Genomic DNA, 14939 nt, shown 5'->3' with positions numbered 1-14939 from the left:
CGGGTTTTCTGTGCGTGGCCGCTTGCAGTGCTGCCCCTGCCCCGCTAAACCCGCGCCTGACAGAACAGAAGGGATATCACGATGTCAATTGACACCGACACCGCAGCCCGCGTGGCGAAACTTGCCCGCATAAAGGTTGACCCTGCCGAATTGCCAAGCCTAGCGTCCGAATTCAACGCGATCTTGGGCTTTATTGAGCAACTCTCAGAACTGGATGTCAGCGATGTTGAGCCGATGACATCGGTCACGCCACAACGCCTGAAGGCGCGTGTAGATGAGGTGACGGATGGCAATCAACAATCCAAGGTTTTGTCGAACGCGCCCGATGCGCGCGAAGGATTTTTTGCCGTGCCAAAGGTGGTTGAGTGATGTCTGATCTGAACAAATTGACCATTGCCGAGGCGCGCGATGCCCTGCGCCGTGGCGAGACCACAGCAGTTGAATTGACCAATGCCTGCCTCAGCGCGATTGGGGGCAGCAGCGCGCTTGGCGCCTTCGTCCATAACACCCCCGATCTTGCGCTTGCCCGCGCCGAGGCCGCAGATCAGCGGATCAAATCGGGAGATACGCCCGCCCTTTGCGGCATTCCGATTGGGATCAAAGACCTGTTCTGCACCGAAGGGGTCGAGAGCCAAGCCGCATCAAAAATTCTGTCAGGCTTTCGGCCTGAATATGAATCGACCGTCTCAGCGCAATTGCGCGATGCAGGCGCGGTCATGTTGGGCAAACTCAATATGGATGAGTTTGCCATGGGGTCGTCCAACGAAACCTCTGTTTACGGGCCAGCGGTTAACCCGTGGCGCGCAAAGAGCAGCGATCAAAACCTGACGCCCGGTGGGTCTTCTGGGGGATCGGCCGCCGCTGTTGCGGCTGACCTCTGTCTTGGGGCCACTGGCACGGATACGGGCGGCTCGATCCGCCAACCCGCCGCCTTCACCGGCACAGTGGGTCTGAAACCCACCTATGGGCGCTGCTCGCGGTGGGGGATTGTTGCCTTTGCCTCTAGCCTTGATCAGGCAGGGCCAATGACCAAAACGGTGCGGGACGCCGCAATCATGGGGGCCGCGATGATGGGGCATGACCCCAAAGACAGCACATCCGCCGATCTGCCCGTTCCCGATTTCGAGGCGCTTCTGACGGGTGACGTTCGGGGCAAAACCATCGGCATCCCGCGCGAATATCGGGTCGATGGGATGCCCGAAGAGATTGAGAAACTTTGGGCCGATGGCGCTGCGATGCTGAAAGATGCTGGTGCGGAGCTGCGCGACATCTCGCTGCCGCATACAAAATACGCCCTGCCCGCCTATTACGTGATCGCACCAGCCGAGGCCTCCTCAAACCTTGCGCGCTATGATGGGGTGCGCTTTGGCTATCGCGCGGAGCTGTCCCAAGGGGACGGCATTACAGAACTCTACGAGAAAACCCGCGCCGAAGGCTTTGGTGCCGAGGTAAAGCGGCGGATCATGATCGGCACCTATGTGCTATCAGCAGGGTTTTACGATGCTTATTACAACCGCGCGCGCCGTGTGCGCAGCCTGATCAAACGCGACTTTGACGAGGTATTTGCCGCAGGCGTTGATGCAATCCTGACACCCGCCACTCCATCTGCGGCGTTTGAGTTGGGTAAAGAGGTGGCTGACCCTGTTGAGATGTATCTCAACGATGTGTTCACAGTCACCGTGAACCTTGCGGGCCTGCCAGGTGTGGCCCTGCCGACAGGGTTGAGCAGTGCGGGCCTGCCCTTGGGTCTGCAATTGATCGGCCGCCCGTTTGAAGAGGGTGATTTGCTCAACACCGCCTATGCGCTGGAAACTGCGGCGGGATTTGTAGCCAAACCCAATAAATGGTGGTAAGCTTTCTGCATAAATATGCAAAAAGCTTATGAGGCAGTGATGGGGTTTAAGGTCGGGCATTCCGCAAATTTGCGGGACAAGCTGCGCGTGGGGGCATTGCCTGTGGCCATAGGAATTGGGGGAGGTGGATGCGTCTCTGCCCCCAATGATGGCGCCCAAGGGGTTGGGTTCAACGATTATCAAAGCTATCTCGCCGCCGAGGCCGCACGGCGCGAGGCCTTGCGCACACCGCCACAGGTGATCACCGCGCCACAAACGGCGCCGATCGTGGCCAATGCTGCCCCATCCGCAGCACCGGTTTTGACGCAAGATCAAATTTTGGCGGCCCGCGCCCGCGCGGCGATTGACGCCGCCGCGCCACAGGCGGCATCGCAACAGGGCGCGCGCGCTATCGCCGCCCCCGCGCCTGCGGCATCCACGCCACCTGTCGCGGTGACAACAATTGCCTCTGCGGCACCCGTATCTGCACCCCCGACATCTGCAACACCCCGTGGGATTTCTGACGAACAGGATTTCAACGCGGTCTCCGCGCGTGAGACGATTGAATCAGACGCCGAACGGCGCGCGCGGATGCAGCAACAATTGGTGGTGGTAGCACCTGAACCCGTGCCTGAGCGCCCCCAAACGGTTGGGCCATCGGTGTTGAATTACGCCTTGGCAACGAACCATCCGATAGGGCAACGGGTTTATGCCCGTTCCCCCTTAGGTCGGGGGCGACATGCGGAAAACTGTGCGGCCTATCGCGGGGATGATCTCGCGCAAGAAGATTTCTTAGCGCGCGGCGGGCCCAATCGCGACCCAATCGTGCTTGACCCTGATGGGGATGGCTATGCCTGCGGATGGGATCCTGCACCCTATCGCGCGGCGGCCCAAGCCGCGCGTGCGACGCAATGAGCCTGTCCCGCCAAAGCCCGAATTTCGGGCCAAGGCGCGAGGGGGCAACCCCCTCTTTGATCGTAATCCATTATACCGCGATGGAGGATTGCGAGGGGGCAGCGCGCGCGCTCTGCGACCCATCCCGCGAGGTTTCGGCGCATTATCTTATTGGGCGTGACGGCGCATGCTACGCTTTGGTGGATGAGGCGATGCGGGCGTGGCATGCGGGCGCAGGGGCTTGGCGCGGGATCGCGGACGTAAATTCCCACTCTATCGGAATTGAATTGGACAATTGCGGATTTAGCCCGTTTTCCGAACCACAAATGGCCTGCCTCGGTGATCTGCTACGCGGGATCATGGCCCGTTGGGATATTCCGCCCGAAGGCGTTATCGGCCATTCTGATCTGGCCGCAGGGCGCAAGATTGACCCAGGCCCAAGATTTGACTGGGCACGGCTTGCGCATGAAGGCCTCGCCGTTATGCCGAAAGCGCGCGGGGCTTTGGCGATAGACCCGCAGCGCTTTATGCGGGATTGCACGCAAATTGGGTACCATGTGGATGATCTTGACCTCATGCGCGACACGCTGCGGCGCAGGTATCGTCCACATGCTTTGACAAAGGCCGCCCCGCTTGACGGATGGGATTGCGCGATTGCGGCTGATTTGGCGGCGCGCTTTGGCGTTGACCGCGCGGGCCGCGTCACCTAAAGCGCCTCTTGCGCGGAGGGCTGGATGACTGCGGGCAGCAATGTTCGAGGAAAGTCCGGACTCCAAGAGGCAACGGTGCTAGGTAACGCCTAGGCAGAGCAATCTGACGGAAAGCGCCACAGAAATGAAACTACCCAAGACTTCGGCCTTGGGAAAAGGTGAAACGGTGGGGTAAGAGCCCACCGCGCGCGTGGTGACACGGGCGGCACGGCAAGCCCCACCGGGAGCAATGCCAAATAGGGATCGTTGGAAAGGGCAACCTTTCAGGGCCGCTTCTGCCCCGTGCGATCCGGGTTGGCAGCTAGAGTGATCTGGCAACAGATCGCCCAGAGGAATGGTCATCCATGCCCCGAAAGGGGCAAGACAGAATCCGGCTTATAGGCCCTCCGCGCATATTCTGTCGGCCATCACCCGTCTCGCTTGGCTGCGAAGAACGCGCGCAAGAGTGCGGCTGCCTCATTCTCCATTATGCCAGAATATATCTCAGGCTTCCAATGCGATTGGGGGTGATCAAAGACACATGGCCCCTGCGCCACGCCGCCCGATTTCGGATCAGAAGCCGCGTAATAGAGGCGAGACAGGCGCGCTGCGGCAATGGCCCCCGCACAGGCAGGGCAAGGCTCAAGACTGACCCAAATATCGCAGCCTGTAAGGCGTTCGTGCCCCAATGCGGCACAAGCGGCACGAATGGCGAGCATCTCGGCATGGGCGGTCGGGTCATGACGCGCGCGCATCTCGTTGCAGGCTTCGGCGATCACAAAGCCATCCTTGATGATCACGGCACCAACAGGCACCTCACCCTGCAAGGCGGCCTGTCGCGCCAGATCAAGCGCGCGGGGCATATGGCTGTGAAATTCGTTCATATTCCCTTCATGCCCCAGTTTCTGCCTCTTTCCAAGCAGAAGCCAAACCCTTAGGGAGGACACATGAACACAAGCACACCACAGGGCGAGCGGATCGCCAAACGCCTGTCCCGCGCAGGGATTGCCTCGCGCCGCGAGGCGGAGCGGATGATTGCCGAGGGTCGCGTCAGCGTGAATGGCAAAGTCATCGACAGCCCTGCCCTGAATGTGACCGCGCAAGATCGCATTGAGGTGGACAACGCCCCCCTGCCGGAGATCGCCGCCCCGCGCCTGTGGCTCTATCACAAACCTGCGGGGCTGATCACAAGCGCCGCGGATGAAAAGGGGCGTAAGACCGTCTTTGACGCTTTGCCAGATACACTGCCGCGGGTGATGTCCGTAGGGCGGCTCGACCTGAATTCCGAAGGTCTGCTTTTATTGACGAATGATGGCGGCCTAAAGCGCAAACTTGAATTGCCTTCCACAGGATGGCTTCGCAAATATCGCGTGCGCATTAAGGGAAAACCCAATGATGAGGCCTTTGCCCCTCTGCGCAAGGGCCTTAGCATCGAGGGCGAAACATTTCAACCCATGAGCGTCTCACTGGATCGCCAACAAGGGGCCAATGCATGGCTCACCATTGGCCTGCGCGAAGGAAAGAACCGCGAAATTCGCCGCGCGATGGAGGCGATTGGTTTTGAGGTGAACCGGTTGATCCGTATCTCTTACGGCCCGTTTCGCTTGGGCGAACTCAAAGCGGGCGAGGTTGAAGAGATCAAACCGCGCGTTTTGGCGGATCAACTGGGCCTAGAAGTGCGGGTTGAGGGGCATGCGAAGGCCAAAACTGGCCCCAAAACGGGAAAGCTGCGCAAAGCGCCGCCCAAAAAATCTGCGCCCCCCACGCGCGATGGTGGGACGGCCAAACGGGGCGGGTTTAAGCCTCGTCCGAAGGTTCGCTGAAGCGCTCAATCACCTTTGCCTGCGCCATAAAGGCCAGGAACAAAAAGGCGGGCAGCGCGAAGGTTTCAAAGGTTACCCAAAACTGTTCCGAAAAATTGCGCCAGACGATCTCATTGGCAACTGCCATTGCGGCGAAAACGGCTGTCAAACGGCGGGTGATGATCATCCAACCTTCATCCCGCATCTTGAGAAATTCACCCATCAACACCTTCAGCCAGCTTTGCCCGCGCAGAAGGCCAATCCCCAACAAGGCCGCAAACACTGCGTAAACAAGCGTGGTTTTCATCTTGAAAAACCGCTCGTCATTGAACCAGATGGTCAGCCCCCCAAAGAACACGACCATAACCAAGGTGAAAATCTGCATGCGCGAGATATGCCCGGTCAGATACCAAAGGGCCGCGATTGCCGCGCCAATCACAGGGATGAACAGCGCGGTCGCCATGATGAAGCCTGAATACTCCACCCCCGCAATGGTGAAGGTCTGATCTTTGATCCACAGATACAGCACGAAAAACCCCAGAACAGGCCCAAGCTCTAGCGTGGTTTTTAACCATGGCGCGATGGGTTTTCCGTTTTGCATGGGTCTGTTCCTTTTCTAGCCTGCTGCCTCAACTATCACCGCGCCCGCTGCAATCAACCCCATAAGGGCCAAACGCCGCGGGCCAACGGTTTCCTTGAGGAAAATCCAACCAATCAGCGCGGCAAACACGGTGGATGTCTCGCGCAGCACAGCCGCCTCGCCCACATGATCAAGGCGCGTGGCCAACATGACCGACCCGAAAGACCCGAATGCCACCAAGGCCCCGATGACCCCGCGCAAAGCCAAACCTGAGAGCGCAGGCGGGTTTGCCATACGCCGCCACGCGACATAGGCAAAACCAGGCATGGCAAAGCCATCAATAAAGAAAAACCATGCCAGAAAGGTAAAAGGGTCGGCGGTGGCGCGAATGCCGTAGGCATCATAATTGGTGTAAAGCGCCACAAATAACCCTGTCAGCACTGCAAATCCGAAGGCGGGGATCAGCGTTTCGCGGTCAATCGTCACCGTGGCGATATTATAGGCGGCAAGCCCATAAAGCCCCGTGATCAAAACGCCCACCCCGATCCATTGGCCAAGGGTAAAGACCTCGCCAAACAAGATGCCCGCTCCGATCACAGTAAAGAGCGGGCCTGTGCCACGCATCACGGGATAAACCACCGTATAGGCCCCACGCCAATAGGCCGACAGCACCGCCCATTTATAGCCTGCATGGATGATGAACATGCCCGCAAAAATAGGCCACATATGCGGCTCGGGCCATGGCACGATGAACAGGGCAACAGGCCCTGCCAAAACCACCATCGCCGCATCAATCGCACCGCGTGACAACAGGGGGTCATGCCGCCCCTTTTGCAACGCGCCAAATATCGCATGCAGCAGCGCCGCGCATAAGGCCAAGATCAGGGCCAATTGTTCACCCGCCGCCGTGCCCTCAAGGGCGATGATCAGATCCCCCAAGGGCGACCCTCCACCCTGTTACGCATTGCTCTCCAACCCCATAAGAGCGTTTGCAAATTCTTCGGGATCAAAGGGGGCAAGGTCGTCAATCTGCTCGCCCAAACCAATGGCGTGAATGGGCAGGCCAAATTTATCGGCCAATGCCACAAGAATACCGCCCTTGGCTGTGCCATCAAGCTTGGTCATGATAAGCCCGCTGACATCCGATATCTTACGGAATTCTTCGACCTGTCTGAGCGCGTTTTGGCCCGTGGTCGCATCAAGAACCAACAGCGTGTTATGCGGCGCATCAGGGTCTTTTTTGCGGATCACTCGCACGATTTTGGCCAATTCTTCCATCAAATCCGCGCGGTTCTGCAACCGCCCCGCCGTATCGATAAGCAGCAAATCGGCCCCATCGGCTTCGGCCCGTGCCATTGCATCAAAGGCCAAGGCCGCGGGGTCGCCACCCGTTTCGGCACGCAGCACGGGTACGCCCGCGCGATTGCCCCAAATCTCCAATTGCTCAACCGCTGCCGCACGAAATGTATCGCAGGCGGCAATGACAACGGATTTCCCCGCAGCTTTGAATTGACTGGCCAATTTACCGATGGTTGTCGTCTTGCCAGACCCGTTTACACCAACCACCAACACCACCTGCGGCCGTTTGGGGTAAATCGGCATCGGCTTGGCCACAGCTTCCATAACGCGGGCCACATCGCGGGCAAGCGCCGCTTTGATCTCGGCCACGCTCATGCGGCGGCCAAAATGTTCGGAGGCCAGATTTGACGAAAGCGCAAGGGCGGTTTCCACCCCCAAATCCGCACTGATGAGGATTTCTTCCAATTCCTCGATCATCTCATCATCAATCACGCGCTTGGCAACAGGTGCAGCGCCCCCCCCTACCAAGCGGCGCAACAGGCTTGGCTTTGGTGCAGGTTCGGGCGCAGATTTAGGTGCTTTCGCCGCCTCTGCCTTCGCGCCCTCAGTCGCGGGGCGGGCTGCTGGTTGAGGCTGCGGTTCTTCCACCGTGGGAGGTTCTGCAGCATCCGCAGGGGCATCCTCAGGGTCTTGGCTTTGCTCTGGCTCTGGGTCGACTTGTGTTTCAGGTTCCTCGAGCGCAGGTTCATGCTCTGGTGCCTTCAGCACCTCACTTCCGCGCTCAACTACTTCGGCAGTTTCTTCGACTATCTCAGGGGCCATATCGTCAGTGGCGCCTTCGGCCACCAAAGCCTCTAACCCTTCGTCAATCTTGGACGAAGACTTAAAGAGCCGCTCTTTCATTTTCTTGAAAAATGACATTCGCTCAAAAACCGCCTTTTACCTTCCGCCCCTTCCCCTAATACGCCGCGCGGGGCATTGCAAAGGCTTTGCACTGATTGGCCCCTGCGGGTAAGTTTTCAGCAGTTGATTTGGCCAGATCACAAACGGGGTTTTGCGGGAATGAAGCTTCCGCCCATTGTTCTATTCGCAGGCGCAACGCTGCTGCCGCTGTGGCGGCGCGTGATGGATCCGCGTGCAGCACGATAGGCCGCGCGAAAATGACGCTTGGACGCCCGGCAGGGCGCGGCCTATTTAAGAGATCATGAGCGATATGATCGACACAGATATTCTGATTTCGGGTGGCGGCATTGCAGGGCTGATTGCCGCCTCTGCCTTTGGTGCAGCAGGTTTTTCCGTTCTTTGCGTAGACCCAAGCGCGCCGATTACCACCCGCGATGCAAAAGGTTCCGATCTGCGCAGCACCGCGTTTTTGCAGCCCTCGCGCGACTTTCTCGATCAGGCGGGGCTGTGGCGGCATTTTGCACCGCATGCGATGCCCTTGCAGATCATGCGCATCGTGGACGCAGGCGGGGTCGAGGCCGTGGCGCGCAGCGCGCATGATTTCAACGCAAGCGATATCTCGGATTTGCCATTTGGGTGGAACCTGCCCAATTGGATGTTGCGCCGTGAAGGTTTGGCACGGATTGCCGAATTGGATCATGTCACCTTTCGGGCGGGCGTTGGCACGAAATCCTTGCTTACCCGCAGCGCAGAGGCGCGCGTCACCCTCACCGATGGCACCCGTGCGCGCGCGCGTCTGGTGATTGCCGCAGACGGGCGCAATTCCCCCATGCGCAAGGCCGCAGGCATCCCTGTGACGACCTTGCGCTATGGCCAAAAGGCCTTGGCCTTTGCGGTCAGCCATAATCACCCGCATGATAATATCTCGACCGAGGTGCATCGCTCGGGCGGGCCATTTACCCTTGTGCCATTGCCAGATTACGAAGGCAAACCCTCCTCCGCCGTGGTTTGGATGGAGCGCGGGCCAGAGGCGGAACGCCTCTATGCCCTCCCTCAATCCGCGTTTGAGGATGAAATGCGCACGCGCTCTGCCGACCTTTATGGGCCGCTGCATCTGATTTCACAGCGCACGATCTGGCCGATCATTTCGCAAGTGGCGCATCGCCTGACAGGCGAGCGTCTGGCCTTGGTGGCCGAGGCCGCGCATGTGGTTCCCCCGATTGGCGCGCAGGGCCTCAATATGAGCCTTGCCGATATGGCGTCCCTGCTTGATCTGGCCAAGGCCGCGCCTGACCGATTGGGTGAGGCTGCCATGTTGCAAAAATATGAACGCGCACGCCATGCCGAGATTGCCGCCCGCGTGGCGGGGGTGGATGCGCTCAATCGTGCCTCGATGGCCGATGATCAAGGCTTGCGCGATTTGCGGATGAAGGCGCTGAACAGTTTCTACTCGGTGAAACCTGTGCGCCAAATCTTGATGCGCGCGGGGCTTGGCGCGCGGGCAGCGCGCTAAAGCTGGGCTTGGAACACTAAGGCCCGCGCCGCCTCGCGCGCGGCATCTGTAATGACATCCCCAGAAATCATGCGCGCAATCTCATCGACACGGGCACCCGCATCGAGCGGTGTCACGGTGCTGAGTGTGGTCTCATTTTCAACCGCCTTTGAGACGCGCCAATGATGCGCGCCAAGGGCCGCAACCTGCGGGCTGTGGGTCACAACCAAGACCTGCCCCCCTTGCGCCAACGCGGCCAAACGGCGCCCTACGGCATCGGCGGTCGCCCCGCCAACACCGCGGTCGATTTCATCAAAAATCATTGTTATATCGGATGCTTGCCGCGTGAGACACACTCTTAACGCTAAGAGAAACCGCGACAATTCCCCGCCCGAAGCGATCTTGTTCAAGGGCCCTGCAGGCGCGCCAGGATTGGTGGCCACAGTGAAGGTCACGGCATCAATCCCCTCTGGCCCTGCGGGGGCATCGGTGAGCGCGGTGGTGAAGACCGCGCGTTCCATTTTCAACGGGGTCAATTCCCCCGCCATCGCCGCATCAAGGGCGCGCGCCGCAGCCTCACGTTTGCTGCGCAAGGCAACGGCTGCCGCGTGATAGGACTGATCTGCGGCGGCCTCGGCGGCGGCAAGGGCAGCCAAATGCGCATCCCCCCCTTCAATCGCGCTCAGGCGAGTTTGCAAATCCTGCCACATCTCTGGCAAGGCATCACATAGAACGCCATGTTTGCGGGCCAAAGCGCGCAAGGCAAAAAGACGATCTTCTGTTTCTTCCAAATCCTGCGGATTAAAAATCAAACGATCTGCGAAATCGCCCACCACCCGCTGCGCTTCGCCCAATTCCAGATTGGCGCGCTCTAGGGCGGCCAGTGCCTCGTCCAATGCACCATCACTGCGATCCGACAGGCCCGCGACAAGCCGCAGCGCATCGCCGATCTGGCCCTCTGCCCCCTGATCCGACAAGGTGGCGATAAGCCGTGCCACATCTTCCCGCAACCGCTCCGCCCCTTGCATGAGGCGGCGTTTGGCATCAAGCGCATCTTCCTCACCGACTACGGGGGCGAGGGATTCGAACTCGGCTACAGCGTGGCGCAGGAAATCTTCCTCAGCGCGAATTTTTTCGAGATCGTCTAGCGCCGCTTTATGGGCGGATGCGGCCTTGCTGCGCGCCCGCCACAGCGCGCTCAACGCGGCCAAATCATCGCCATGGCCGCCAAACTCATCGAGCAGCGCACGATGTCCGCGCGGGTCAAGCAGACCGCGATCATCATGTTGGCCGTGCAATTCCACCAAAACATCCGACAGGGCACGCAGAACATCACCGCTTGCGCGGCGATCATTCACCCATGCGGTCTTGCGCCCGTCTTGGGTGTTGATACGGCGCAAGATCAATTCGGGGCCAGAGGGCAGGCCCGCCTCCGCCAAAATCGCCTGAACAGGGTGATCCCTGGGCAGATCAAATACGGCGGATACCTCGCCCTGTTCTGCACCTTGGCGCACCAAATCGGCACGGCCCCTCCAGCCCAAGACAAAGCCAAGCGCGTCAAGAAGAATGGATTTCCCCGCGCCTGTTTCCCCCGTCAAAACATTCAACCCCGCCTGAAACTCAAGGCTGAGATGATCAATCAACAGAAGATCGCGAATTTCGAGATGCCGCAGCATCGGCCATGCCCCCGTTCAGTGACCTAGAGCCACGCCCCACGGATCGTGTTGTTCCAAATGCCGCGCAACCAACCCTCGCCTTGCGGTTCAGGCTCGAGGCCCTGCCCCTGCAATTGACGATAAGCATCTTCGTAGAAGGGCGAAGATTGGAAGTTATAGCCCAATATCGCGCCCGCGGTTTGCGCCTCATCCGGCAGACCCAAAGAAAGATAGGCCTCAACCAAGCGCATCAGCGCCTCAGGCGTGTGCGATGTTGTTTGGAACTCTTCGACAACAACACGAAAGCGGTTGATTGCCGCTATGTAATGTTGGCGCTCAAGATAGTAGCGGCCAATTTCCATTTCTTTTGCTGCCAAATGATCAAAAGCCAAATCGAATTTCAAAGCGGCGGAATTGGCGAATTCGCTATCAGGGTAAAGTTCGATCACCGCGCGCAAGGCTTGCAGGGCTTGAAAGGTCAAACCTTGGTCACGGCCTACCTGTTCAATCTGATCATAATAGCTCAACGCCAAAAGATATTGCGCATAGGCGGCATCATCATCGGCAGGGTAAAATTCGATAAAGCGCTGTGCGGCAACCCGCGCCTCTTCGTATTGGCGCGCCTCGTGATGGCTGAAGGCGGCCATGATCAACCCGCGCTTGGCCCATTCCGAATAGGGATGCAGGCGTTCAACCTCTAGGAACAAAGGCGCGGCTGCCTCTGGATCATCGTTATTTTCAAGCTCAAACTCGGCCCGGTTGTAAATTTCTTCGGCGGTCAGGGCCTCAAGGGGCTGTTCCACCACACGCGGCCCAAAGAGACCACGGCGCGGCTCACCATCGGCGCGCGGGCCACAGGCCGTCACCCCAAGCGACAGGATCAGCAGACCAAGCCCAAGCTTTCGTGAAAATCCATGCGCGCGTGACGTGTCGTTCATCTATCTACCCTGTAGAAATCCGCCCAACCCCAAATCTTGGGTATCTTATTCCTAGGGTGTTAGCACATTAATCGGAAGGGCAAAACGTCAGATTGCCTCAGGCAACATGCGCCAAATCATGTTGGCCAACCCCCATGCCGAGCAAATGGGCGGCCGTCTTGGCGTCACATTGCACCAAACGCATCGCAGCAGGCATCGCAAATAGCGCGCGCAGCAGGCGATTGGTCAACATATGGCCTGCACGCACGCCTTCGTAATGGCCAAGGATCGGATTGCCTGCCAAGGCCAAATCACCAAGAGCATCAAGCATTTTGTGGCGCACAGCCTCATCCGCATGACGGAAACCACCGGGGGACAGCACATCATCACCATCCACAACCACAGCGTTGTCATAGGATCCACCAAGGGCCAGACCCGCATTCCACATCGCCTCAACATCGGATTGGCGACAGAATGTGCGGCTGTCACAGAGTTCGCGCACGAAACGCCCATTGGCCAAATCCGCGTGGCGATGCTGCACCCCAATCGCGGGGTCAGGGAAATCAATCGAAAACGCCATTGTCAGATGCGAGGCAGGAGAAAGCGATGCTTCGCTATCGCCATCACGCACAGTCACTTTCTTCAGGATTTCAATCGCATAGATGGGGCGATCTTGCGGCGCGATACCCGCAGCAAGAAGGCCGCGTACAAATTCAACCGCCGAGCCATCCAAAATGGGCACTTCCTCGGCATCAATATCGACACGCGCATTGTGGATACCACAGCCCGCCAGTGCCGCCATCAAATGTTCAATGGTCGAAACGGACACCCCATCAGCGTTGCAAATCTTTGTGCAAAGGCGGCTTTCTGGAACCGCATCATAGCGCGCGGCGATCAGCGGATCAGCATCGCGCACATCCACCCGATTGAACCAAATGCCGCTATCGGCCACGCTTGGATGGATGGTCAAGGTAACAGGCTTTCCCCCATGAAGGCCTACACCTTTGAAACTTGCAGATTTTTTCAGCGTTGCTTGCACAGCAAACCTTTCTGTCGTCATGTGCCCACAATCGTGGGCGCCCCCAATACCGCCACCCCATCTGACTGCAAGTCTGTGATACAAACTGAGCGGGGGCGAGACAATTCAAGCTTTGTGACTCTCTGCAACAATGCAAAAACGCATCGGCAAAATCTTGCCAAAGACCACAGGATACTCATCTAATCATTTGATTAAAAACGAAAAAGGCCGACACAAGATCGGCCTTTTCGCTGTCATATTTTCGAAAATTTAATTCGCTTGGCGGCGCAGGAATGCAGGAACTTCGATGCGCTCCTGTTCTGGGTCGACTGCGTCATCCTCCATTATCGGCTGATGCTGCGCGCTGAGGTCAGGGCGACTGCGATTCACGGGGGCGTCTGTGTTGCTTTGACCCGTCATCCGCTCAAGCAGCGAATTAATCCCAAAGGCACGGCGGGGCCCGGCGGGTTTCTCCGTCAATGCGGGGCGCGGCGCAGTTGGGCGTGCTGTCGTTGCATTATGCGTTGCGATTGCATTTTTCAGACGATCCAAGGCCTGCGGGCTTGGTGTGCCTGCTGCAGGACGCATCGGGGCGGTAAAGCTGGCCGCTTCTTGTTCATAAACAGGCTCAGGGTCAGCCGCGACAGGGGCGGGGCTGCTCATCGCGCTGTCATACAAAGGCACGGGAACCTCGTTGTGATCCACCTCCATCATCGGGGCGGGCTCAGAGGTAACTTCACGGTCAAGATCATCGAACAAGAACGGCTCAGGCGATTGATCTGCTGCGAATTCTTCGGCAGGTGCAGGCTGTTCTTCAACAACTTCTGCAACAGGCTGAGGCGTGGCTGTGTAGCTGCGCTCTGGCTGGTACATCTGCATTTCAGAAACATCGATACCTGTTGCCACAACAGACACACGCATCCGACCTTCCATCGAGGTATCAAGGGTCGAGCCGACGATGATATTCGCGTCAGGGTCAACCTCTTCACGAATGCGGTTTGCGGCCTCGTCCAATTCAAACAGGGTCAGATCATAGCCGCCTGTGATATTGATCAAGACGCCTTTTGCACCTTTGAGGCTGATTTCATCCAAGAGCGGGTTGGCGATCGCCTTTTCAGCGGCCTGAATGGCGCGTGTTTCACCTTCGGCTTCGCCCGTGCCCATCATGGCCTTGCCCATCTCGTTCATGACGGCGCGGACATCCGCGAAGTCAAGGTTGATCAGGCCCGGACGCACCATCAGATCCGTCACACCTTTGACGCCCTGATAGAGAACATCATCCGCCATCGCGAAGGCTTCGGTGAAGGTGGTTTTCTCATTGGCCAAACGGAACAGGTTTTGGTTCGGAATGATGATCAGCGTATCAACAACCTTTTGCAGCTGCTCAATGCCCTCTTCGGCTTGGCGCATCCGCTTAGCGCCTTCGAATTGGAAGGGCTTTGTCACCACACCCACTGTCAATACGCCCAGTTCACGCGCCGCTTGCGCGATGATTGGCGCCGCACCCGTGCCTGTGCCACCGCCCATGCCCGCGGTGATGAAGCACATATGTGAGCCTGCCAATTGATCCACGATCTCTTCGATGGATTCTTCTGCCGCGCTTGCCCCAACAGAAGGGCGCGCCCCTGCCCCAAGACCCTCGGTCACGCGCGCACCGATCTGGATGCGCTGCGGTGCTTTGGATTGCTGCAAGGCTTGGGCATCGGTATTCGCGACAACGAATTCGCAGCCATCAAGGGCCTGCTCAATCATGTTGTTCACGGCATTGCCGCCTGCGCCACCCACACCGAACACGGTGATCCGTGGTTTTAGCTCTGTCCCTGTGTCGGGCATGGAAAGGTTCAAGGTCATCTGCTCG

The 14939-nt window shown here is 58.5% G+C and carries 14 protein-coding genes and 1 other RNA gene; 7 read left to right on the top strand and 8 right to left on the bottom strand.

Annotated elements, in window-relative coordinates; genetic code table 11:
- Positions 1-81: 81 nt before the first annotated feature.
- From gatC to rnpB, 5 genes are all read left to right on the top strand, one after another.
- Positions 82-369: an Asp-tRNA(Asn)/Glu-tRNA(Gln) amidotransferase subunit GatC gene (gene gatC / locus AAC637_RS11030; protein ID WP_317655207.1), complete on the top strand. Its 288-nt coding sequence runs from the start codon at positions 82-84 to the stop codon at positions 367-369.
- Complete coding sequence (gatA, locus tag AAC637_RS11025; protein WP_340303603.1) at positions 369-1853, top strand: Asp-tRNA(Asn)/Glu-tRNA(Gln) amidotransferase subunit GatA; 1485 nt, start codon at positions 369-371, stop codon at positions 1851-1853. Before gatC ends, gatA begins: the two co-directional genes overlap by 1 nt.
- A 15-nt stretch (positions 1854-1868) precedes the next feature.
- Entirely contained in the window at positions 1869-2747 is an 879-nt protein-coding gene (locus AAC637_RS11020; protein WP_340303602.1) for a hypothetical protein, read from the top strand.
- A complete protein-coding gene (locus AAC637_RS11015) occupies positions 2744-3436 on the top strand; it encodes an N-acetylmuramoyl-L-alanine amidase (RefSeq protein WP_340303601.1) in 693 nt (230 codons plus the stop codon). Before AAC637_RS11020 ends, AAC637_RS11015 begins: the two co-directional genes overlap by 4 nt.
- A 12-nt stretch (positions 3437-3448) precedes the next feature.
- An RNA gene (gene rnpB, locus AAC637_RS11010) (RNase P RNA component class A) lies at positions 3449-3830 on the top strand.
- A gap of 13 nt (positions 3831-3843) precedes the next feature.
- On the opposite strand, the gene AAC637_RS11005 is transcribed toward rnpB, so the two are convergent.
- A complete protein-coding gene (locus AAC637_RS11005; RefSeq protein ID WP_340303600.1) occupies positions 3844-4299 on the bottom strand; it encodes a nucleoside deaminase in 456 nt (151 codons plus the stop codon).
- A 63-nt stretch (positions 4300-4362) separates the two neighbouring features.
- Between AAC637_RS11005 and AAC637_RS11000 the strand changes: the two genes are divergently transcribed.
- The gene (locus AAC637_RS11000) at positions 4363-5238 is read left to right on the top strand and encodes a pseudouridine synthase (RefSeq protein WP_340303599.1); all 876 of its coding nucleotides are present in this window, start codon (positions 4363-4365) and stop codon (positions 5236-5238) included.
- Here the strand turns inward: AAC637_RS11000 and AAC637_RS10995 are convergent.
- The 3 genes from AAC637_RS10995 to ftsY are packed head-to-tail and all read right to left on the bottom strand — an operon-like array spanning position 5213 to position 8017.
- Positions 5213-5818 (bottom strand): inner membrane-spanning protein YciB, encoded by a 606-nt coding sequence (locus AAC637_RS10995; RefSeq protein WP_340303598.1) that lies wholly within the window; start codon positions 5816-5818, stop codon positions 5213-5215. The two genes, AAC637_RS11000 and AAC637_RS10995, sit on opposite strands and share 26 nt — an antisense overlap.
- 15 nt (positions 5819-5833) lie before the next feature.
- Positions 5834-6736, bottom strand: coding sequence for an EamA family transporter (locus AAC637_RS10990; RefSeq protein ID WP_340303597.1), 903 nt, complete (start codon positions 6734-6736; stop codon positions 5834-5836).
- Positions 6737-6754: 18 nt separating this feature from the next.
- A complete protein-coding gene (gene ftsY, locus AAC637_RS10985; RefSeq protein WP_340303596.1) occupies positions 6755-8017 on the bottom strand; it encodes a signal recognition particle-docking protein FtsY in 1263 nt (420 codons plus the stop codon).
- A 283-nt stretch (positions 8018-8300) separates the two neighbouring features.
- Here ftsY and AAC637_RS10980 point away from each other — a divergent pair, with 283 nt between their 5' ends.
- Positions 8301-9512, top strand: a complete 1212-nt coding sequence (locus AAC637_RS10980; protein ID WP_445322736.1) for a UbiH/UbiF family hydroxylase — start codon at positions 8301-8303, stop codon at positions 9510-9512.
- Here AAC637_RS10980 and recN read toward each other — a convergent pair.
- From recN to ftsZ, 4 genes are all read right to left on the bottom strand, one after another.
- Positions 9509-11167, bottom strand: a complete 1659-nt coding sequence (gene recN, locus AAC637_RS10975; RefSeq protein ID WP_340303595.1) for a DNA repair protein RecN — start codon at positions 11165-11167, stop codon at positions 9509-9511. The genes AAC637_RS10980 and recN overlap by 4 nt on opposite strands.
- Before the next feature lie 23 nt (positions 11168-11190).
- Positions 11191-12084, bottom strand: coding sequence for an outer membrane protein assembly factor BamD (locus AAC637_RS10970; RefSeq protein ID WP_340303594.1), 894 nt, complete (start codon positions 12082-12084; stop codon positions 11191-11193).
- 97 nt (positions 12085-12181) lie between these two features.
- Positions 12182-13102, bottom strand: a complete 921-nt coding sequence (gene lpxC, locus AAC637_RS10965; RefSeq protein ID WP_340303679.1) for a UDP-3-O-acyl-N-acetylglucosamine deacetylase — start codon at positions 13100-13102, stop codon at positions 12182-12184.
- Positions 13103-13351: 249 nt separating this feature from the next.
- A complete protein-coding gene (gene ftsZ / locus AAC637_RS10960) occupies positions 13352-14932 on the bottom strand; it encodes a cell division protein FtsZ (protein WP_340303593.1) in 1581 nt (526 codons plus the stop codon).
- Positions 14933-14939: the final 7 nt, after the last annotated feature.

This window comes from Roseobacter sp. HKCCD7870 (genome assembly GCF_037830315.1).
Lineage (GTDB): Bacteria > Pseudomonadota > Alphaproteobacteria > Rhodobacterales > Rhodobacteraceae > M30B80.
The sequence above is the reverse complement of the archived record's forward strand: the minus strand, read 5'-3'. Positions and strand labels throughout refer to the sequence as shown.